The organism is Cohaesibacter haloalkalitolerans (assembly GCF_003574655.1).
In the GTDB taxonomy this organism is placed as follows: Bacteria; Pseudomonadota; Alphaproteobacteria; order Rhizobiales; family Cohaesibacteraceae; genus Cohaesibacter; species Cohaesibacter haloalkalitolerans.
Genome location: NZ_QNUM01000006.1, coordinates 51,964 through 72,889 on the forward strand (window position 1 = coordinate 51,964; position 20,926 = coordinate 72,889).

Below are 20,926 nucleotides of genomic sequence, written 5' to 3' on the forward strand. Positions count from 1 at the left end.
TCATTGGAGGAATAAGAAAATGACCAAAGAAATCTCCGGTATCATCCCGGTTGTGCTGACGCCGTTCACCGACGACAACAAGATCGACTGGGCAGGCTATGAACGCCTCATCGAATGGTATCTCGAAAACGGTGCCGAGGCCCTGTTTGCGGTTTGCCAGTCTTCCGAAATGCTGTTCCTCAGTGTCGAGGAACGGGTGGAGCTGGCCCGCTTCACGATGGAAAAGGTCGCCGGGCGCGTGCCGGTCATGGCTTCCGGCCACATTTCGGATTCGCTGGAAGACCAGAAGACCGAGCTTGGTGCCATGGTCGAAACCGGTGTGGACGCCATCGTTCTGGTGACCAACCGTCTCGATCCGGAAAAGAAGGGCGCCGAAGCCTTCCGCAGCAATCTCGATGCACTGCTCGACTTCCTGCCCGCCGACATGCCGCTTGGCCTCTATGAATGCCCGGCTCCCTATCGCCGTCTGATGAGCGACGAGGAAGTGACCTACTGCGCCCAGTCCGGCCGCTTCGTCATCGTCAAGGACGTCTCTTGCGATCTGGAAACCGTCACCCGTCGCGTCGGGCTGGTCAAGGGCACACCGATGAAGATCTGCAACGCCAACGCGGCCATTGCAACTCCGGCCATGTTTGCCGGATCTGCCGGTTTCTGCGGCGTCTTCAACAACATCCACCCCGACCTTTACCGCTGGGTTCAGGATCACGGCAAGGACCATCCCGAGCTGTGCGAAGAGCTTTCGGTCTTCCTCGTCCTCGCCGCTCAGGTCGAGCCGATGGGCTATCCCAAGATGGCCAAGCTCTATCACCAGCGCATGGGCACCTTCTCCAGCATCCACAGCCGCGTGGTTCCCTTCGACATCGAAGAGAAATTCTGGGCGCTTGGGGCGGTCATCGATCGTATCGAGCAGGGCACTGAGTTCTATCGCAAGAAGATCAGCGCTCTTTCGGAATAGGAGGCAAGGGGATGTCGATCACGGTATTCGGCTCGGTCAATCTGGACCTGACGGTTTCCGTCGACCTCATGCCCGAACCGGGCGTTACCAGCCATGCCACCGGGTTCCTCAAGGGGCTCGGTGGCAAGGGCGCCAATCAGGCTGTCGCGGCAACCCGATTGGCCCGCTGTCCGGTGCGGTTCGTGGCAGCCATCGGGGCGGATGCCTTCGGGGCAAGCCTCAGGGCCAGTCTTGAAGGGCTGGGCGTCGATACCGATCATCTCGTTACCATGCCGGATCATGATTCCGGCATGGCTCTCATCCATGTCGATGCGACCTCCCAGAACACCATCACGGTTGTGGGAGGTGCCAATATGGCGTGGCCAGCCGACGGACCGGATGCCGAGTGCTTCGAAGGCTGCAAGGTGGCTTTGTTTCAGCTGGAAACGCCACAGAATGCAACCATCGCGGCCATGCGCAAGGCGCGAGCAGCCGGAGCCACGGTCATTCTCGACCCCGCTCCGATTGCTGCCACAGGCATGGATGCGCTTCTGGCAGAGGCTGACATCATCACCCCAAATGAAACCGAAGCGGCGGGCCTTTCTGGCAAAATGCCCGCCACCTTCGATGAGGCGCTGGATGTCGCACGCAGCCTCTGCGCGCGCGGACCGCAGACGGTCATCGTCAAGCTCGGAGCAAAGGGGCTGGCCTATGCCTGCAAGGATGGCCGGAGCGGCAAGTTGGAGCCCTTCAAGGTGAATGCAATCGATACAGTGGCCGCCGGTGACAGCTTCAATGGCGGGCTGGCTGCCGCGCTGGCCGAAGGCATGGAGCTGGACGCGGCCCTGCGCTTTGCCTCCGCTGCCGGAGCTCTGGCCACCACCAGAAAGGGCGCAAGCGAGGCCGTACCAGACCGCGCAGACGTCGATGCTCTGATCCTGAAAGGCTAGCTTGCAACACGTTGCAAAGGAGCGTCAGGAAAGGAAGGGCGGGGATCCGGCAAGCGGGCCCCGCCTTTTTCATGCGGATATGACGCATAAAGGCGCATAAAAATGTCACCCGGCAAGAAGCCGCAACCGGAATGGATTGCGTGCTGGTCGGCGCCGATGACCTCGATGCCGAGTTCTTCAACCCGCGTCTTGCCGACTGCTTGCAACAGCCATGTTTGCAGCAACAATGCTGCCGTTCCCATTGTCTGCAGCCAAAAAAAATGGCATGACGTAGATGCTATAGTGGGCAAGGTTTGTCGGCTTTGGATGACGGCACCACTTCTGCTCTCTTTTCAAGGCAAGTTTTTTCTTGCTAGACAGGGTGTGTCTTCAGGTCGGCCGGTCGGTGCGGGTGAGGCGGCGTGATGTCTGGTTTCCCTTCGGCTTTCACGAAGGAACCGGTTCGATGTCCGGAAGCTCCCTGTTTCAGTTGCCTATATGAATATTCGAAAGCATACATAAGGGTCTCTTTTTATGTCGATCAAGTTTGGAACCAGTGGATTGCGCGGCCTGTCAGTGGATCTCATGGGCGCACCGTCGATCATCTACACCAAGGCTTTCTGCCATCATCTTGAAGAGGCAGGCCTTGCCCGCAAGGGGGATCCCATTCTCGTTGGTCAGGATCTGCGGGAGTCCAGCCCGACCATTGCCCGCAACTGCATCAGGGCGATCCGGGCCTGCGGTTTCCAGCCGGTTGATTGCGGCGTTCTGCCGACCCCGGCTCTGGCCTATCACGGCATGCTGAACAAGGCGGCCTCGGTGATGGTGACCGGTTCGCATATCCCCGGCGATCGCAACGGCATCAAATTCTATCTGCCTGATGGTGAAATCACCAAGGATGACGAGATTTCCATTTCCAACTGGGCCGAGCGGCTGGATAACAGCACTGGCGCGGATGGTGCCGAAGCCGAAGACGCCCATCATCTGGCGTGCGAGAATTTCCTCAACCGCAAGAAGGCCGTGCTGCCCGAGGGGGCTCTCGCCGGGATGAAGATCGGCGTCTATCAGCATTCCACCGTGGCGCGGGATCTGTTCATCGACATCCTCCGCCACTATGGCGCAGACGTGGTTGCTCTGGGACGGTCATCAACCTTCATTCCGGTGGACACCGAGGCCGTATCCGAGGAAACCGTTCGGTTTCTGAAAGACTGGGCCGGTCAGGGCTTTGATGCCATTGTGTCCGCCGACGGAGATGCCGACCGCCCGCTGGTTGCCGATGAAACGGGCAATCCGCTGCGCGGTGATCTGGTTGGATTGATGACGGCTGAATTTCTTGGTGCCGATGTGGTTGTTACTCCCGTGACGTCGAATTCCGGTATCGAGAAGAACGGTACCTTCGAAGTCATCCGTACCCGCGTCGGGTCGCCCTATGTCATCGCGGGCATGCTTGAAGCCCTGGCTGCCAACAAGGGCGGCGTGATCGGCTTTGAGGCCAATGGCGGATTTCTGACGGCCACGTCCTTCGCTCCGGCGGGCAAGGAATTCTCAGCCCTGCCGACCCGCGACTGTTTCCTGCCAATCCTGTCCGTGCTCTATCTGGCTGCCAAGAGCGGCAAGACGCTTTCGGGGCTCGCTGAGGCCTATCGTCTGCCAGTGGCCAATGCCGATCGCATTCAGGGCTATGCCCTTGAGCGCAGCGCGGCCCTGATGGAGCATCTCAGGGGCTCCGATGCAAATCTGTCTTCCTTCCTGGCCGAGGTGGGGCAGGTCACCAGCAAGACCGACATCGATGGTCTGCGGGTGTTTCTCGACAATGGCCGGACCATCCATTTTCGCCCCTCTGGCAATGCACCCGAAATGCGCTGCTATGTGGAAGCTGAAGATGAGGATGCCGCCCTCGCCATGCTCAGGAAGGGGCTCAGCCTGATTGAAGCCTTCACCATCGTCTGAAACGGTCTGGAAACATGATTTTTCGGGGGGCAATGGTCAGGCTGTCTCAGTTCCGAGACATTTCTGTGTTAGCCTTTTGCCATGTTTAACAAGGGCCTGTCGCAGCAGCATCCAGAAGAAGTTGGCTGCAACAGAGAGCGGGACGGATGCTGCGCCAGACGGGGTGCGTCAGGAGCCCGAACCAAACGGAAGAGTGAATGATGAAAATTTCTGTCATCGGTCTTGGCTATGTGGGTTTGGCTATGGCGCTGTTGTTGGCACGGCGCCATTCGGTGCGGGTGCTCGATATTGATCCGGGCAAGGTCGCGGCCATCAGCGCTCGCGAGGCGCCCATTCAGGATGACGAGGCTTCCCGGATTCTCGCCGAGGAACCGCTGGATCTGATGGCAACTCTCGATCCCGAAGAGGCCCTTTCCGGTGCGGACGTAGTCATCATCGCGACGCCAACCAACTACGATCCGCAGCAGAATTATTTCGATACCAGTTCGGTGGATGCTTCCATTGAGCGGGCTCTGAAACTCAGCCCCGACGCCACCATCGTCATCAAGTCGACCATTCCGGTGGGCTACACCCAGCGCATCCGGGAAGAGTTTGAAACCGACAGGGTCATTTTCTCGCCCGAATTCCTGCGCGAAGGCAGGGCCATCTATGACAATCTCTACCCCTCCCGCATCATCGTGGGGGACCAGACGGCACGCGGCGAGAAAGTCGCCGACCTTCTGAAGTCCGCCGCCGCTATTGACGATTGCCCGGTGCTGCTGACGGATTCGACCGAGGCCGAAGCCATCAAGCTGTTTGCCAACACCTATCTGGCGATGCGCGTTTCCTTCTTCAACGAGCTTGATTCCTTCGCCATGCTCAAGGGGCTCAACCCCGAGCATATCGTCAAGGGCGTCTGCCTCGACCCGCGCATCCGGGATGGCTACAACAACCCGTCCTTCGGCTATGGTGGCTATTGCCTGCCCAAGGATACCAAGCAGATGCTGGCCAACTATGCCGACATTCCGCAGAGCCTCATCAATGCCATTGTCGATGCCAACGGCACCCGCAAGGATGTCATTGCCGATGCCATTCTGGCGCGCAAACCCGGCAAGGTCGGTATCTATCGTCTGGTCATGAAACAGGGGTCGGACAATTTCCGCAGCTCCTCCATTCAGGGGGTGATGAAGCGCATCAAGGCCAAAGGCATCGAAGTGATCGTCTATGAACCGGCGCTCAAGGAAGACAGCTTCTTTGGCTCCCGTGTCGAGCGGGATCTGGACAGCTTCAAGGCAGAGGTCGACCTCATCGTGTCCAACCGCTGGACCGAGCAGATCCGCGATGTCGCTGACAAGGTCTTCACTCGTGATCTTTTCATGAACGACTGATCTCCTGACAGTCCGGGCTCGTTCCGCCAGGCTGCCCTGCCTGCAGTCTGGCAGGGCCTTCCTGTCTGTGCGTCTACTGCCTTGCCCGGGTCCTCCGTCACGACAAAGTGACAGGGCAACGGAAACATTTGGCCCCCGAGTGCGTTACACTCAAACAGGCTTCAGGCCGAAACAAGGGAGCATGGGCTAGGCCGGATGTAGCATCATATGGCAGCAAGCTGAAATTTGTGTCATACTGGAAACCTACGGCAATGGATTTGACGTGGGATCTACTCCGGTCAAGGCGCCACAGGGGGCCAAGCCCTCAATGGAATGCTGTAACAGGCCCCAAAACCATGATCCTTCGTGCAATTCCGGAAGTATTCGGCAAAGAAGTTTGGGTGTGGCAAACAACTTGGCAAACGGGGATAAGATCATGAAACTTAAACAGACAATTGTGGCTTCAGCTATAGCATTGTGCATGGGCGTGACCGGATTGCCATTCGGTGGCGTCAGCTCTTCTACAGGACTTCTGGGTGTTTCGGAAGCACAGGCTCAGCCTGCTCCGAGATGGCGCAGACCTTACGGTGGACGCCCCCCGGTTCGGCGTCCGATACGGCGCAACAACAACAATATCGGAGCGGGCGTTGCGGGCGCCATCATCGGCTTGACAGCGGGGGCTATCGCCGCGGATATCGCACGCAAGAACCGCGCACCAGCTTATGGCTATCGTGCGCCTAACTGGTGCAACGTGCCAGCCTGCGCTTCTCGCTACAGAAGCTTCCGTGCCTATGATTGCACCTATCAGCCTTACAACGGCCCGCGCACCTATTGCCGCATGTAGTTCGGCAATCGCGATCTCGCCGCGTCGGCTTCCGGATTTTCGGGAGAGATAACCCGGCCGGTATTGTGACCGCATGACAATGCGCCGTCCCCTATTGCCAGGGGGCGGCTTTCTTGTTTGCATCCGCTGCCAGCCCATAAAAGCAGGGGGCGATGCCCTTAATGGCGAGGGCAGCTTTGGCTCATGAGCGCCCGGATTGATCCTGTTCATTTCGCACGATTCCTGATAGTCTGGCATTCGAAGGTCTGATTTAAGTAATTGTACCTATTTGGAAATCTTTGAATTTATTTTTGATCTGCCTATTGATGTTCCATTAAAACATGGCAGATATGCAATTAAATTCGACGTTGCGAAACCAGCACGTTAAAGCAACAATTGGAAGGATTCCAATTTTGATTGCACTGCACAAAAATGCTAATCTGGTATCAGATCTGCACTTTAGGAATAGGTCGTGATCTGGACGTGCGTTCCACGCAGATGCTATACCAACGTCTAAAATCGATAATGAAGTGATGTAGAGAGTTCATGACCGTCCTCCCCTCTGCACTCCATAAGCCGATCACCACGCTCACCAGTCTGACCTATGATGAGCTGGCGATTGGCCAATGTGCCAGCGTATCCCGGATTCTGACGCAGACAGATATCAATCTGTTTGCGACGATGTCTGGTAACGTTGATCCGCTTCATTTTCGTGAAGGGGCTGGCAACGCTATGGTTCAGCAGCCGGTTGGCTATGGCATGTGGGCTGGCGCTCTGTTCTCGGGGTTGCTGGGCACGCGCCTTCCCGGTCCGGGGACCATCTACCACAAGCAGAATCTGAAGTTTCTGGCGCCGATCCTGCTTGGCGCTCATGTGACGGCCTCCGTGACGGTGGCTGCCAAGAAGGTGACACCCGGGGGGTGTCATCTGGTGGAACTGGACTGTGCGCTGATCGACCAGACGGGCAGTTTGCTGGTCGAAGGCTCGGCCACGGTCATTCCGCCACTGGAACATCTGGATCAGGATGCACAGAGCCTGCCGGACCTGCAGTTCATCGCCCACGACCAACTCGACATATTGACGGCGAAATGCGCGGACCTTGATCCGCTGCCGACAGCCGTCATCTATCCCTGCGATCGCACCTCGCTGGAAGGAGCCTGCGATGGTGCTCGTCTCGGTCTGATCGAGCCGGTTCTGGTTGGTCCGCTGGATGTGATTACGGCTCTGGCGCGCGAAAACGGGCTCGATATTTCCGCTTTCCGCTTCATCAATGCACGGCATGAAAAGGACGCCGCGGCCAAAGGCGTGGCGCTGGCAAAAGCCGGAGACGTGGGAGCTGTCATGAAAGGTTCGCTGCACACCGACGAACTGATGGCGGCGGTTGTCCGACGTGACGGCGGCCTGCGCACCTATCGCCGTATCAGCCACGTTTTCGTGGTCAGCGTGCCGACCTATCCAAAGCCCCTGTTGATCACCGATGGCGTCATAAATATCTTCCCGAATGCCGATGACAAGGCGCATATCATTCAGAATGCCGTTGGTCTTGCCAATGTGCTCGGGGTCAAAACGCCGAAGGTGGGCATTCTGTCCGCCATCGAGACGGTGAACCCCAAAATCATTTCCACCGTTGATGCGGCCGTTCTGTGCAAGATGGCAGAACGCGGCCAGATCAAGGGTGCAATTCTTGACGGACCTTTGGCTTTCGACATTGCAATTTCCAAGGAAGCTGCATTGACCAAAGGCATCAAATCCCAGGTGGCAGGTGATCCGGATATCCTTCTGGCTCCGGACCTTGCTTCCGCAAACATGCTGGTCAAGCAGCTCGCTTTTCTGTCCCATGCCGATGCCGCCGGTATCGTGCTGGGGGCTGCTGTTCCGGTAATTCTGACCAGTCGTGCCGACAGTCTGTCGGCTCGCCTTGCTTCATGTGCCTTGGCTGTTTTGTTGTCCAATAACTAGACGCGGACCATCCTGGCATTGCAGTTTGAATAGAAAGAAAAAACGATGACAAACATTAAAAAAGGCGCTCTGCTGGTCCTGAACAGTGGATCCTCAAGCGTGAAATTCACGGTTTTCCAGATCGGTGATGGTGAGCAGAAGATTGCGCTCTTCTTTGGGGGGCAACTGGACGGTATCGGCTCTTCAGCCAAGCTGAAGGTCAAGACTGCCAAGAAGGAACTGCTGGCAGACGAGTCCTGGGCTCATCTGGATCAGGGCACCGTTCCTGCCATCCTGCCGCATCTGCTCGAGTGGATCGAAAGCAAGCTGCCCGCCGACCTGCCGCTGATCGGTGCCGGTCACCGCGTTGTGCATGGTGGGGAAGCCTTCGACAAGCCGGTGCTTATCAATGACGAGATCATCGAGAAGCTCGCAAACCTTGCTCCGCTGGCTCCGCTGCATCAGCCGCAGAATGTGGCCGCCATCAAGGCACTCGCTGCCAGCCGTCCGGATCTGCCGCAGGTTGCCTGCTTCGACACCGCCTTCCATCGCACCATTCCGGCCGTCAACAGCACCTTCGCCATTCCGAAGAAATATACCGACGCTGGCGTTCGTCGATATGGCATGCATGGCCTGTCCTACGAGTATATCGCCTACAACCTGCGTCAGAACAAACCCGACCTTGCCAAGGGCAAAGTCGTTGTTGCACATCTGGGCAGCGGCGCCAGCCTTTCCGCTCTGAGTGATGGCGTCAGCATTGACACCTCCATGGGCTTCTCCGCCCTTGACGGCATTCCGATGGGCACCCGTCCGGGCAGCATGGATCCGGGTGTCCTAGTCTATCTGATGCGCGAATACAACATGGACGTCAACGATCTGGAAAAACTGCTCTACTACAAGTGCGGCATTCTGGGCATTTCCGACATCTCCAACGACATGCGCGACATCGAGGAGAATCAGGAGCCGGGCGCCGTTCTGGCTCTGGACATCTTCTGCCAGCGCACCGCCAAGCAGATTGCCTCTCTGGCCGTTTCCCTCGGCGGGATTGACGCTCTGGTCTTTACCGCAGGTATCGGCGAAAACGGCCCGATCATCCGCGACAAGGTCTGTGCCGACCTGGCATTCATGGGCATCAAGCTTGATACCGCCAAGAATGACACCCGCGGTGTTGAACTGATTTCTGCCGAGGATTCCGTTCCGGTTCTGGTCATCCCGACGGACGAAGAATTCATGATCGCCAAGCATGCGGTCAACATCCTGTCTGCATAAGACAGCAGGCAGTCAACTGACAGGAAAACCGGCCCCGGGCAATTGGGGCCGGTTTTCTTTTGCTGTCGTGATGACGGGACGAGGCCCTTTCGTCGCGTCGGCTGATAAAGGGTTGCATGCCACCGGATTGATGGGCTAAGCACGGGGCTGATCATCCGGATGGCTCTGGCGCGTCCAAGAGACTGCGCCCGTCCGACAGAAGAAAGAATCAGACCTTGAAACGCGTTTTCATTACGGGCACCGCCGGCTTCATCGGCTTTCATCTCGCAAAACGGCTCCTTGCCGAAGGCTTTGCAGTCCATGGCTATGATGCCATGACCGACTATTATGATGTGAGACTGAAAGAACGCCGCCAGGCCATGCTGCTGCAGAATGAGCGCTTTCAGACCACTGTCGGCATGCTGGAAGATGCTGACTTGCTCAACCGGGTGATGACCGACTTTCAGCCTGATGTCATCGTGCATCTGGCCGGGCAGGCGGGCGTCCGCTACAGCATGGAAAATCCGCGCTCCTATCTGGAATCCAACATCGTGGGCAGTTTCAACATTCTGGAAGCGGCCAATGCGCTGAAGGTGGAACACCTGCTGATGGCCTCCACCTCGTCTGTCTATGGGGCCAACGAAGTCCAGCCTTTTCGCGAAACCGACAAGGTCGACCTGCAGGTCTCCTTCTATGCCGCCACCAAGAAATCCTGCGAGAGCATGGCCCATTCCTACGCCCATCTGTGGGGCCTGCCGGTGACCATGTTCCGCTTCTTCACGGTCTATGGCCCGTGGGGACGCCCCGACATGGCGCTGTTCAAATTCACCGACGCCATTCTGGATGGTCGGCCGATCGACATCTACAACAATGGTGAGATGTATCGTGATTTCACCTATGTCGAGGATCTCGTCAACGCCATCCGCCTGCTGATTGATGCGGTGCCTGAGCGCCAGGAAGATGGCAAGGTGGCAGAGGGCGACAGCCTTTCGCCGGTTGCGCCCTATCGGGTGGTCAATATCGGCAACTCCAACAAGGTGCGTCTGCTCGATTTTGTCGATGCGATCGAAGCTGAACTGGGCCTCAAGGCAACACGCAACTATCTGCCGATGCAGAAGGGTGACGTCTATGAGACATGGGCCAATTGCGATCTGCTCAAGTCTCTGACCGGCTATGCCCCGCAGACGGATATCCGGCAGGGGGTGGGCAAGTTCATCAACTGGTTCCGCGACTATTACGACAAGTAGCCAAGGCCCCGCTCATTCGCGCAAGCCCGGAACCACCGCTACGGCAAAGAGCTTCCCCTCATCCGCTGCCTGTTGATGCGCCAGAGCAGGCAGGCGCCTGATGCATGGCCAACATGCAGAACGGCCTCACGGTAAAGTGTATGGCGGGGTGGTCGATGGTCTGTTTCCTCTGGAAAAGTTAATATAATTCAGTGGCTTGCTGGTCGAGTTCGCGCGCACGCCGTTCGTCGTGGACTGGTGTGATACGCCATGGTCATGGGACTGGTGCAAAGAGATAACTTGTTTCTCCCCCTTCACGCCCCCTATCTTTGGAAGGCAATTCAAAAAATTGACATCATTCATGGTGACAATTTCGCTTCCTGACCAGCAAGACAAAGAGGTTTATGACCATGGCAGCAAAGAGTTTTCTGAGCGATATGCTTCAGCGCATTGCGAACGCAGGGCCCTTCCTGTCAACCAAGGCGGCGCTGTCGGCAGATCAGCTGATCCCGCTGTGCAAGGAGCTTGTTGGTGACAAGGGCGAAGCCTCCGGCCTGAAGAATGCCTTGAAGATTCTCGATATCTATGAAGCTGCCACACCGGAAGAGCGCCATGCCTTTTTCGTGAAAGTGTCCGAGGAATTTGGCGTCGACCACGAGATGCTCTCCAAGGCGGTTGCCGCCTGGGAGCCCGGCGATCAGGCATCTGCCCGCGATCTGTATTTTGCCGCCGAGCCGAAGAGCCAGGAGCTGATCCGGCGTCTCAACCGGGTGCCCGGCGCCACGGCCCGCATCGTCAACATGCGCGCCGACCTTCTGGCCCATGTCAAGGACGAGCCCGAACTGAAGGGGCTTGATCATGACTTCCAGCATCTGTTCTCGTCCTGGTTCAACCGCGGTTTTCTTGAGATCGAACGGATCGACTGGTCCACGTCGGCAGCAATTCTGGAAAAGATCATCGCCTATGAAGCCGTACACCGCATTCACGGCTGGGACGATCTGCGCCAGCGAGTGGCCGATCCGGACCGACGCCTGTTTGCCTTTTTCCATCCGGCCATGCCGAGCGATCCGCTGATCTTTGTCGAAGTGGCCTTGACCCGTGCCATTCCGAAATCCATCGCGTCCATTCTGGAGCAGGAGCGCGAGCGTGTCGATCCGCGCAGCGCGTCGGCTGCGATCTTCTATTCGATCTCCAACTGTCAGTTCGGCCTGCGGGGCATTTCCTTCGGCAACTTCCTCATCAAGCAGGTTGTCGCCGAATTGCAGAAGGAATTCCCGTCGCTGCATACCTTCGTGACCCTGTCGCCGGTGCCGGGCTTCCGCCGCTGGATCAAGAGTGCCATCGAAAGCGAAGATCCGCTCCTCAAGCCGGAAGAACGGACAGCCCTTGCCGCCCTTGGCGAGGACGAGGTTCCTGCCGACGAGTTTGTGGCTCCGCTTGCCGCCCGCTATTTGCTCAACGCGCGCAGCAAGAAGGGTACGGCTTTCGACCCGGTTGCCAATTTCCACCTCGGCAATGGCGCTATCCTGCACAAGGTTCACGCCAGCGCCGACCTGTCCGAACGCGGCAGGCGCATCAGCTGGGGTGTCATGGTCAATTATCTCTACGACGAGAACAAGATCGAGGAGCACCATCAGGCCTACGCAACGGACGGAACCGTTGCCGCCTCGTCTGAAGTGAAGTCTCTGGCCAATGCGAAGATCAAGATCGCGGCGAAGGCCACGACCAAGGCAGAAACCGCGTAACGTCTGCGCGGGGAAATGCATGGTATAGCGTAAGCGGGCAGGGATGCCCGCTTTTTTATTGATGCTGTTTTAGTTTAGATGCAAGGGGTAAAGAAGTTTTTTGGCAACTAAGGATTTAATTGATCTTTTGTCTTGTCTGTCTGCTGTATTTGAGTAATTTCTCAGTAATTATCCCAATAACTTCTCTGTCATATTAACGAACCATCCACTATGTTCCCGTAGCCTCATTACAACGGCTCCGCATTCCCGCCTGCAAACATTGCTTTTCATTCGCCAAAATGGAGGGAAAGGACCTTGGGTCCACAAGGTGATCGCTGAGCGGAGCTTTGTCGGGTTTGCACTGTTGCGGTGGCAACGGAAAGGGACATCTCATGCGCTTTACCATTGCGAAACGCCTCTATCTGTTGGTGGGCATATTTTTTATCGGTCTGTCATGCCTGAGCTTTACCATGGACAGGAGTTTCAGAAGCGAATTGTCCGATCAGAAGGCTGAGGAACTCAAGAGCCTTGTTGATGCTGCAGTCAACGTGGCGCAATCGAAATATGACGCCTTCAAGTCGGGAGAGATGTCAGAGGATGAGGCCAAGCTTGCTGCGGCCAAGGCCATCCAGTTCATGCGCTATCGGGGGAGCGAGTATTTCTGGATCAATGACATGAACAGTGTCATCGTGATGCATGCTGCCAAGCCTGAACTGAATGGCAAGAATCTCTCCGACCTCAAGGATGCCAACGGTGTCAATATCTTTCCTGCCTTCGTCAAGGCAGTCAAGACCGGGGGTGCGGGGTTCGTCGGCTACATGTGGCCAAAGGCCGGGTCCGAGAATGCCGTTGACAAGCTCTCTTATGTAAAGGCCTTTGCCCCTTGGGGTTGGGTGGTGGGCACCGGGGTCTATATCGATGACCTGCAGGCCATCCTCTGGTCAAACACCCGGATGATGCTGCTCATCGGCAGCATTGTTCTGATCATCAGCCTTCTTGCGGCCTGGCTCACAATCCGCTCGATCATCCATCCGGTGCACGCCCTCAAGGAAACCATGCTGCGTCTGGCCTCCGATCATGCTGTGGATGTGATCCCGGCTGAAGGGCGCAGCGATGAGCTTGGCGAAATGGCCGGATCCGTCAAGATCTTCCGTGACATGCGGGAAGAACGCAAGGTGCTTGCTGCCCAGCAGGAAAAGGATCAGGCAGCCCGCGCCGAGCGGCAGATCCAGATCGATCGGTTGATCGAGGCCTTCCGCAGCGAGGCAACGGGCGAATTGAGCGTGGTATCCGAGCAGATGCAGCGTCTGCAAGCCACCGCAGGCAACCTCTCCACCCTCTCCAACCGCACCGCCGAGCGGTCTGGAAAGGCTCAGGGAGCCGCCTCGCTTGCGTCTTCCAACGTCCAGACGGTTGCGGCGGCCAGTGAGGAGTTTTCCGCTTCCATCGGCGAGATCGCCCGTCAGGTCGATCAGGCGACGAGTGCCGTCAACACGGCCATGATCACCACCGGCGCTGCTAATGATCGCGTTGGCTCGCTGGCCGCTGCCGCCCAGCAGATCGGTGACGTGGTCAGCCTCATTCAGGATATCGCCGAGCAGACCAACCTTCTGGCGCTCAATGCGACCATCGAGGCGGCGCGCGCGGGGGAAATGGGCAAGGGCTTTGCGGTGGTCGCATCCGAAGTCAAGGAACTGGCAAACCAGACCTCCAAGGCGACGGAGCAGATTTCCGCCCAGATCAATGCCATCCAGAGCGAAACTCAGGAAGCGGTGCAATCCATCGAGGAAATCGGCACGACCATCGAGCAGGTCAATGGCTTCACCGCCTCCATTTCCGAAGCGGTGCAGCAGCAGAGTCTGGCAACCAATGAAATTGCCAATTCCATTCAGGAAGCTGCAAGAGGCACCACGGCGCTCAGCCAGGATATCGGCGTTGTGTCTGATGCGGTCGGTGAGACCCACAAGGCGGTTGACGAAGTCAGTGCGGTGTCGATCGATGTCAACCGGTGCGCATCTGGCCTTGCCAATACAGTCGACCAGTTCCTGATCAAGGTGTCGAGCGCCTGACGGGTCGACCTTAAATCGGGTCACATGGATCTCGAATGGATAAAGTCATGATGAGAGGGCGGGTTTCCCGCCCTTTTTCTTGCGTGCCAATCAGTCAACCGCTATAGAAAGGACCCGGCCCGATCTTCGCGCCGATGGTGCAGACAGAGGATGCTCAAGGATAGTCATGGCTCAGAGGCGCGGTGGAAGTTCGTCCAGACAGGGTAACCCCAAAGGGGGAGCAAAAGCGGGCTCCGGTGGCCGCAGCAAACCGTCCGGTGCGTCGCGCAACAGGGATGACCGCGCCTATGAGCCCAATGCCAATGGGCGCAAGCCAGCCTTCAAGCCCGGACGTATTGTCAAGCACAATCAGGGCAAGGACACGGCAAGGGAAGCACAGCAGGCCCCCAAACCGCAGGAAGAGGCCCGCGAGCCTTTCGTGCTGCCGCCACGGCCTGAGGGGCCCGTTCCCCGTCGCACGCCCTTTGCGCTGATGGTGACGGATCCGTGGGACGACTATGCTCTCATCGATATGGGGCACGGCCAGAAGCTGGAGCGCTACGGCCCCTATACCATCGTCCGTCCGGAGCCGCAGGCCATGGGCAGTCCGCGCCTTGCCAAGGCTGTGTGGGATGCTGCTGATGCCTTTTTCTCCGGCGATCTGGAGGAAGAAGGGCCAGGGCGCTGGCGCTATCCTGAGCCTCTGGGTGAGACATGGGAAACCCATTGGGATGACATCCGCTTCTATGGCCGTTTCACCGCCTTCCGCCATGTCGGCTTCTTCCCCGAACAGGCCGCCCATTGGGCGTGGATGGACAGGCAGATCCGCTCGGCCTATCTTGGCCGTGCGCCGCGCGTGCTCAATCTGTTCGGCTATTCCGGTGTCGCCTCACTGGTCGCCGCCCGGGCCGGCGCCGAGGTGACCCATGTCGATGCCTCCAAGAAGGCCGTCGGCTATGGCAAGGAAAACCAGATGCTGGCCGGTCTCGACGACAAGCCGATCCGCTGGATCGTCGATGATGCCATGAAATTCGTCCAGCGCGAAATCCGTCGCGGCAACGTCTATGACGGCATCCTGCTCGATCCCCCCAAGTTTGGCCGCGGCCCCAAGGGTGAGGTCTGGCAGCTGTTCGAGATGCTGCCCGAAATGCTGGATGCCTGCCGTCAGATCCTCTCGAAAGAGGCGCTGTTCTTCACGCTCACCTGCTACGCGATGCGTGCCTCCTATGCCGCCTTCGATGAATTGATGATCGAGGTGATGACCGGAGAGGGCGGTATCGTGGAATCGGGCGAATTGATGCTGTCGGAAGAAAAGGGCGAGCGCAAGCTCAACACCTCGCTCTACACCCGCTGGCGACCACTCACCAAACAGGAGGAGGCGGAGCAATAATGGAAACCGAAAGCCGCGCCACGAAAAAGGGCCTGATCAAGGAAATCACTGCCGTCTCCAACCAGCATATCAAGGACATCCGGTCACTTGAACGCCGCAAGGTGCGCGCCGAAACCGGCCAGTTCATGGCCGAGGGGCTGCAGCTGGTCGCCTTCGCGCTGGACGCGGGCTGGGATGCCGACATTCTGGTCTATGCCAAGAATATCAAGAGCCACGAGCTGGTGCAGCAGGTGGCCGCCAAGGTCTATGCTCGTGGCGGGCTCATTCTTGAGGTTTCCGAACAGGTGCTTTCCAAGCTGACCCACCGCGACAACCCGCAGCATGTCATCGGCGTCTTCCGTCAACGCATCGGTACGCTCGCCGATCTGGCAAAGGACATGGCAGCTTCTGGTGCCGACATGGCCGTGGCGCTCGAAGGGGTCAAGGATCCTGGCAATCTGGGGACGATCATCCGGACGACTGACGCTGTCGGTGCCAGTGCCCTGTTGCTGATTGGCGAGACCACCGATCCATTCAGCCTTGAAGCCGTTCGCGCCACCATGGGGTCCATCTTTCACGTACCGCTCTACCGGGCCACCCGCGAGGAATTCCTGAGCTGGCGCAAGAGCTGGCCCGGCGAGATCGTCGGCACCCATCTCAAGGGCGCAGTCGATTATCGCACGGTCAAGCCGAAGGAACCGGTTATGGTGATGATGGGCAACGAACAGTCGGGTTTGCCGGACGATTTCGCCGAGAGCTGCGACCATCTGGTCAAGATCCCGATGGCAGGCCGGGCAGAGAGCCTCAATCTCGCCATCTCAACCGGCATCACCCTGTTTCGGCTGCGCGAAGGCAAACTGGGGCTTTAATCGCCAGGGTCGGCTTCCTATATGCTCAGGATTATCCCTTATAGAGGAAGCTGACATGACCCAACCCCTTCACATCGACATTGTCTCGGATGTTGTCTGCCCGTGGTGCGCCGTGGGCTACAACCAGCTGCGCGTGGCGCTGGAACGGCTGGGCCTTGATGCCGAGATCCACTGGCAGCCCTTTCAGCTCAATCCGGACATGGGGCAGGAGGGGCAGAATCTGGGCGAGCATCTGCGCCAGAAATATGGCGTCACCCCGGCACAGAGCAAGCAGAACCGCGACCACATCACGCGGCTTGGTGCAGAGGTTGGCTTCCGGTTCAATTTCACCGACGACATGCGTATGTTCAACACCCATGATGCCCATCAGCTCATCCATTGGGCTGCGCTCTCCGGGCGCGATACCGAGGTCAAGCAGGCCTTCCAGAAGGCCTATTTCGCCGACGGGCTCGACATCAGCAATCGCGAAGTGTTGGTCGGGATTGTCGCCGATCTGGGCTTTGACGCCGACGAGGCCCGCGCCATCCTGAGCGAGCAGCGCTATGACAGGGAAGTGCGTGAAGATATGGCTTTCTGGCAACAGCAGGGCGTCAACAGCGTGCCTGCCGTGATCATTGACCGCAAATATCTGGTGCCTGGTGCCGTTGGCGTCGAGCAATTCAGTCAGATACTGTCGGAAATGACCCGCCAAAAGGGATAGGGCCGGGTCTCAGGGAAAGGTCCAGCGTCTGGCGTAACCCGGCGTCAGCCCACCACATAAAGCCCGATGAGCCCCAACCCGCCGACGACGATACGCCAGATGGCGAATGGCATGAAGCCGTGGCGGGAGACAAAGTCGAGGAGCTGCCTGACGACGAAGACGGCGGCGATGAAGGCTGCCACGAAGCCGACGCCGATGACGCCAGCCTGATCGAGACTGATGATGTCCCGGTTCTTGTAGAGGTCATAGGCAAAGGCGCCAGCCATGGTCGGCATGGCCAGAAAGAACGAGAATTCAGCAGCCGATCGCTTGTCGGTACCCATCACCAGTGCGCCTGCAATCGTCGAGCCGGACCGCGACATGCCCGGAATGAGCGCCAGACACTGGAACAGGCCGATCTTGAAGCACAGCGACAGCGGGTAGTCCATGATGTCCGTATAGCGTGGCTTGAGGTCGAGCCGGTCGACCCAGGCGAGCACCACGCCGCCAATGATCAGCGTCGTGCAGATAAGCCGCGGGCTTTCGAACAGCACCTGCTTGATGAAGCCATGCAGGCTTGCCCCGAGCACGGCAGCGGGAAGAAAGGCCAGGAGGATGCCGATAACGAACATCCGCGCCTTGCGGCTGGTGGGAAGATCGATGGCGATCTTCAGGAGGCGATGGAAATAAACGGTCAGGATCGCCAGAATGGCACCGAGCTGGATCAGCACCTCGAAGGTCTTGCCATCATTCTGAAATCCAAGGAAGTGACCGGCCAGCAATATATGACCGGTTGAGGACACGGGTAGAAATTCCGTCAGGCCTTCAATAAGCCCCAAAATGACGGCTTCGAAATATGTGGCAAGATCCATTTTTATCCCAATCTTTTTCTGGCAGAAAAATATTTCTGCCACTATGTTCGCGTTCTACTCCCCGGACCGGGGCCAGCCTCGTAATGGGCGCTTATAAATCATGTCCATTAAATAGCTGATAATCATTTCATACTTGAATGAACTGGCATCCACATTTTTGCCAGTTTTCTGCTCGACAAAGCATGAGGACGAAAGGAAACTCACGGGCAATGCTTCTGCTCTATCACACCATGATGTCTATTCCTTCGCGCTTTACACGCCTGATTCTGGCCGAATGTAAGGCAACGGCTGAATTAAAGGAAATTCTGCCCTGGGAACGGACGGAAGATTTCCTGCTGGTCAATCCGGCGGGCACAGTGCCTGTGCTGAGGGAAAATGACGGGCCGCCGGTCTGTGGTGCGATGACGATTGCGGAGTATCTGGATGAGACCCGCGGCTATGCGCTCGGGACACGCCGCTTGATGCCCGATCATCCCAACCATCGCGCCGAAGTGCGCCGTCTGGTGCACTGGTTTCTGGTCAAGGCGGTGGATGAAAGCGCAGGTTTCTTCATCGAGGAGAAGGTCTACAAGCGCATGCGTCGCCCCAGCGAAGGAGGCGGCTCGCCTGATTCGACCCTGCTCAGGGCCGCGCGGGCCAACCTGCGGATCCATCTCAACTACATTGCCTACCTGACTGAACGGCGCAAATGGCTGGCTGGCGAGAATTTCTCCTACGCCGATCTTGCCGCCGGAGCCATGCTGTCTTCCATCGACTATCTGGGAGAGGTGCCATGGGAAAAGGAACCCATGGTCAAGGAGTGGTATCAGCGCATCAAGTCGCGTCCGGCCTTCCGTCCGCTGCTCAATGACAGTCTCAAGGGCATTCCCCCGTCGAGCCATTACATGGATCTGGACTTCTAGGCATTTCTCCGACAATGATGGGGCATGATCGTGCCAAATCCGGATAAACAGGCGACATTGAAGGCTTTCTTGGAAAGGGAGGCCGAGGCATTGGGCTTTGCCCGGATGCGGATCTGTCGTGCCGAGGATGCCGAAAACCGTGAGGTGATCCTCAGGCGCTTTGTCGGTGAGGGCTATCACGGCTCGATGGACTGGATGGAAGAGACGCTGCAACGGCGCGCCCACCCGGCCAACCTCTGGGACGAGGTCAAGTCGATCATCATGCTCGGCTTCAACTATGGTCCCGATGAGGATCCGCGCCTGTTGCTGGCAAGCCCGGACAAGGCCAATATCTCGGTCTATGCCCGCCATCGCGATTATCACGACCTGATCAAGGGACGGCTCAAGCAGCTGTCGGCCAAACTGCTCTCGCGCCTGCGCGAGGGCCAGCCTGACGGTGCGATCAAGGTCTTCGTCGATACCGCGCCGGTGATGGAAAAACCGCTGGCCCAGCTTGCCGGTCTGGGCTGGCAGGGCAAGCACACCAATCTGGTCAGCCGCGAGCTTGGCTCATGGCTGTTTCTGGGCGCGATCTTCACCAATCTGGATCTGGACCCTGATGGGCCGGAAAGCGATCACTGTGGCTCCTGTGTTGCCTGTCAACAAGCCTGCCCGACGGGGGCCTTCCCCCGGCCCTACCAGATTGATGCCCGGCGCTGCATTTCCTATCTTACCATCGAGAACAAAGGGCCTGTACCCCATGCGCTCCGCCGCGCCATCGGCAATCGCATCTATGGCTGCGACGACTGCCTTGCGGCCTGCCCGTGGAACAAGTTTGCCGAGGCTGCGAGCGAGGCAAAGCTCAAGGCCCGTGATGATCTCAAGGCACCCGCCCTTGCCGATTTCCTGGTGCTGGACGATACGGCCTTCCGGCAGCATTTTTCCGGCTCGCCGATCAAGCGCATCGGGCGCAACCGCTTTTTGCGTAACGTGCTGATAGCTGCGGGCAATGCGGGCAGGGCGGATCTGGTTGGCAGGGTCATGCCGCATCTGGGCGATGCCGATCCGATGGTGCGGGGCGCTGCCGTCTGGGCGCTTGGACAGTTGATGCATCAACAGGACTTTGCCCAATTGGCAAAAGACCAGGGTGGTCCGGAACAGGATCCCGATGTAAAGGAAGAATGGCAATTGGCGCTGAAAGGAATGGCATAATGAAACTGTTTATCTTCGGATATGGCTATAGCGCCCGGGCGATTGCACGGGAGTTGTCTCCCGAATGCGACTGGATTGCCGCAACCACCCGATCTGAAAGCAAGGCCGAAGCCATGCGCGCCGACGATGTCGAGGCGATCCTGTTTGATGGCCAGACGCCTTCGGACCAGTTGAAAGCGACATTGGCCGAAGCGACCCATGTTCTGGTGTCCATCGCGCCGGATGCGGACGGGGATCCTGTGCTCAATAGCTTGCTCGCCGAGATCAAGGCCATGCCGTCGCTGCGCTGGATCGGCTATCTGTCCACCGTCGGGGTTTATGGCGACCACAAGGGGGTATGGGTTGACGAAGAGACGGAATGCCGGCCGGTATCGACGCGTTCGGTCCAGCGGGTTGCAGCCGAAGCCGCATGGCAGACGCTGGCCGCCGAAATCGATGTCCCTCTAGGCATCTACCGGCTGGCAGGCATCTATGGTCCGGGGCGGAACCAGATGATCAAGCTCGATGCAGGCACCTGCCGCGCCATCAACAAACCCGGCCAGATGTTCAACCGCATTCATGTCGATGACATCGCCCTTGCCGTTTCCATCGCCGCCAGACGGCGCCACAAGGGCATTCTCAATGTCGTGGATGATGAACCGGCCGCACCGCAGGAGGTGGTCTATTTCTGTGCCGACCTGATGGGCCTGCCTCGCCCGCAGGAGCAGACCTTCGCGGAAGCGGAGATGACTCCGATGGCCCGCAGCTTCTACGGCGAGAACAAGCGCTGCAGCAACATCCGCCTGCACGAACTGATCGGCGGCGTTCTGCGCTATCCGACCTATCGGGAGGCATTTACGCATATGTGGCAAACGGATAGCTGGCAAGCGCAAAGCTGA

18 protein-coding genes are annotated in these 20,926 nt (G+C 58.2%); 16 read left to right on the forward strand and 2 right to left on the reverse strand.

All coding sequences use genetic code 11. The features are described from left to right. Window positions 1-19: 19 nt before the first annotated feature. Window positions 20-955, forward strand: coding sequence for a dihydrodipicolinate synthase family protein (locus tag DSL70_RS15490; RefSeq protein WP_119308872.1), 936 nt, complete (start codon window positions 20-22; stop codon window positions 953-955). Between the two features lie 11 nt (window positions 956-966). After that, on the forward strand, window positions 967-1,884 hold the full coding sequence (locus DSL70_RS15495; RefSeq protein ID WP_119308873.1) for a ribokinase: 918 nt from the start codon (window positions 967-969) through the stop codon (window positions 1,882-1,884). On the opposite strand, the gene DSL70_RS15500 is transcribed toward DSL70_RS15495, so the two are convergent. Beyond that, entirely contained in the window at window positions 1,881-2,126 is a 246-nt protein-coding gene (locus DSL70_RS15500; protein ID WP_119308874.1) for a hypothetical protein, read from the reverse strand. The two genes, DSL70_RS15495 and DSL70_RS15500, sit on opposite strands and share 4 nt — an antisense overlap. 271 nt (window positions 2,127-2,397) lie before the next feature. Here DSL70_RS15500 and DSL70_RS15505 point away from each other — a divergent pair, with 271 nt between their 5' ends. The 11 genes from DSL70_RS15505 (at window position 2,398) to DSL70_RS15555 (ending at window position 17,104) form a co-directional block, all read left to right on the forward strand. Continuing rightward, complete coding sequence (locus DSL70_RS15505; RefSeq protein WP_119308875.1) at window positions 2,398-3,813, forward strand: phosphomannomutase; 1,416 nt, start codon at window positions 2,398-2,400, stop codon at window positions 3,811-3,813. 197 nt (window positions 3,814-4,010) lie between these two features. Continuing rightward, window positions 4,011-5,180 (forward strand): nucleotide sugar dehydrogenase, encoded by a 1,170-nt coding sequence (locus DSL70_RS15510; protein WP_280955356.1) that lies wholly within the window; start codon window positions 4,011-4,013, stop codon window positions 5,178-5,180. A 415-nt stretch (window positions 5,181-5,595) separates the two neighbouring features. Continuing rightward, complete coding sequence (locus DSL70_RS15515; RefSeq protein WP_119309173.1) at window positions 5,596-6,003, forward strand: BA14K family protein; 408 nt, start codon at window positions 5,596-5,598, stop codon at window positions 6,001-6,003. A gap of 525 nt (window positions 6,004-6,528) precedes the next feature. Then, window positions 6,529-7,941, forward strand: coding sequence for a bifunctional enoyl-CoA hydratase/phosphate acetyltransferase (locus tag DSL70_RS15520; RefSeq protein ID WP_119308876.1), 1,413 nt, complete (start codon window positions 6,529-6,531; stop codon window positions 7,939-7,941). Between the two features lie 45 nt (window positions 7,942-7,986). After that, entirely contained in the window at window positions 7,987-9,189 is a 1,203-nt protein-coding gene (locus tag DSL70_RS15525; RefSeq protein ID WP_119308877.1) for an acetate/propionate family kinase, read from the forward strand. Window positions 9,190-9,404: 215 nt separating this feature from the next. Then, window positions 9,405-10,415, forward strand: coding sequence for an NAD-dependent epimerase/dehydratase family protein (locus tag DSL70_RS15530; protein ID WP_119308878.1), 1,011 nt, complete (start codon window positions 9,405-9,407; stop codon window positions 10,413-10,415). 389 nt (window positions 10,416-10,804) lie between these two features. Next, window positions 10,805-12,139, forward strand: a complete 1,335-nt coding sequence (locus DSL70_RS15535; protein ID WP_119309174.1) for a malonyl-CoA decarboxylase — start codon at window positions 10,805-10,807, stop codon at window positions 12,137-12,139. 371 nt (window positions 12,140-12,510) lie between these two features. Beyond that, entirely contained in the window at window positions 12,511-14,187 is a 1,677-nt protein-coding gene (locus tag DSL70_RS15540; protein WP_119308879.1) for a methyl-accepting chemotaxis protein, read from the forward strand. 166 nt (window positions 14,188-14,353) lie between these two features. Then, the gene (locus DSL70_RS15545; RefSeq protein WP_119308880.1) at window positions 14,354-15,556 is read left to right on the forward strand and encodes a class I SAM-dependent methyltransferase; all 1,203 of its coding nucleotides are present in this window, start codon (window positions 14,354-14,356) and stop codon (window positions 15,554-15,556) included. Continuing rightward, window positions 15,556-16,404, forward strand: a complete 849-nt coding sequence (locus DSL70_RS15550) for a TrmH family RNA methyltransferase (RefSeq protein WP_119308881.1) — start codon at window positions 15,556-15,558, stop codon at window positions 16,402-16,404. The genes DSL70_RS15545 and DSL70_RS15550 overlap by 1 nt, the downstream gene beginning before the upstream one ends. A 55-nt stretch (window positions 16,405-16,459) precedes the next feature. Next, a complete protein-coding gene (locus tag DSL70_RS15555; RefSeq protein ID WP_119308882.1) occupies window positions 16,460-17,104 on the forward strand; it encodes a DsbA family oxidoreductase in 645 nt (214 codons plus the stop codon). Between the two features lie 44 nt (window positions 17,105-17,148). On the opposite strand, the gene DSL70_RS15560 is transcribed toward DSL70_RS15555, so the two are convergent. Beyond that, window positions 17,149-17,955 carry an undecaprenyl-diphosphate phosphatase gene (locus tag DSL70_RS15560; protein ID WP_119308883.1) on the reverse strand — a complete coding sequence of 269 codons (807 nt, stop codon included), beginning with the start codon at window positions 17,953-17,955 and terminating at the stop codon, window positions 17,149-17,151. Window positions 17,956-18,164: 209 nt separating this feature from the next. Between DSL70_RS15560 and DSL70_RS15565 the strand changes: the two genes are divergently transcribed. From DSL70_RS15565 to DSL70_RS15575, 3 genes are read left to right on the forward strand one after another with little or no spacing between them, the layout of a single operon-like run. Beyond that, window positions 18,165-18,857: a glutathione S-transferase family protein gene (locus DSL70_RS15565; protein WP_119308884.1), complete on the forward strand. Its 693-nt coding sequence runs from the start codon at window positions 18,165-18,167 to the stop codon at window positions 18,855-18,857. A 24-nt stretch (window positions 18,858-18,881) separates the two neighbouring features. After that, window positions 18,882-20,048 carry a tRNA epoxyqueuosine(34) reductase QueG gene (gene queG, locus DSL70_RS15570; RefSeq protein WP_119308885.1) on the forward strand — a complete coding sequence of 389 codons (1,167 nt, stop codon included), beginning with the start codon at window positions 18,882-18,884 and terminating at the stop codon, window positions 20,046-20,048. Further along, entirely contained in the window at window positions 20,048-20,926 is an 879-nt protein-coding gene (locus tag DSL70_RS15575; protein ID WP_119308886.1) for an SDR family oxidoreductase, read from the forward strand. Before queG ends, DSL70_RS15575 begins: the two co-directional genes overlap by 1 nt.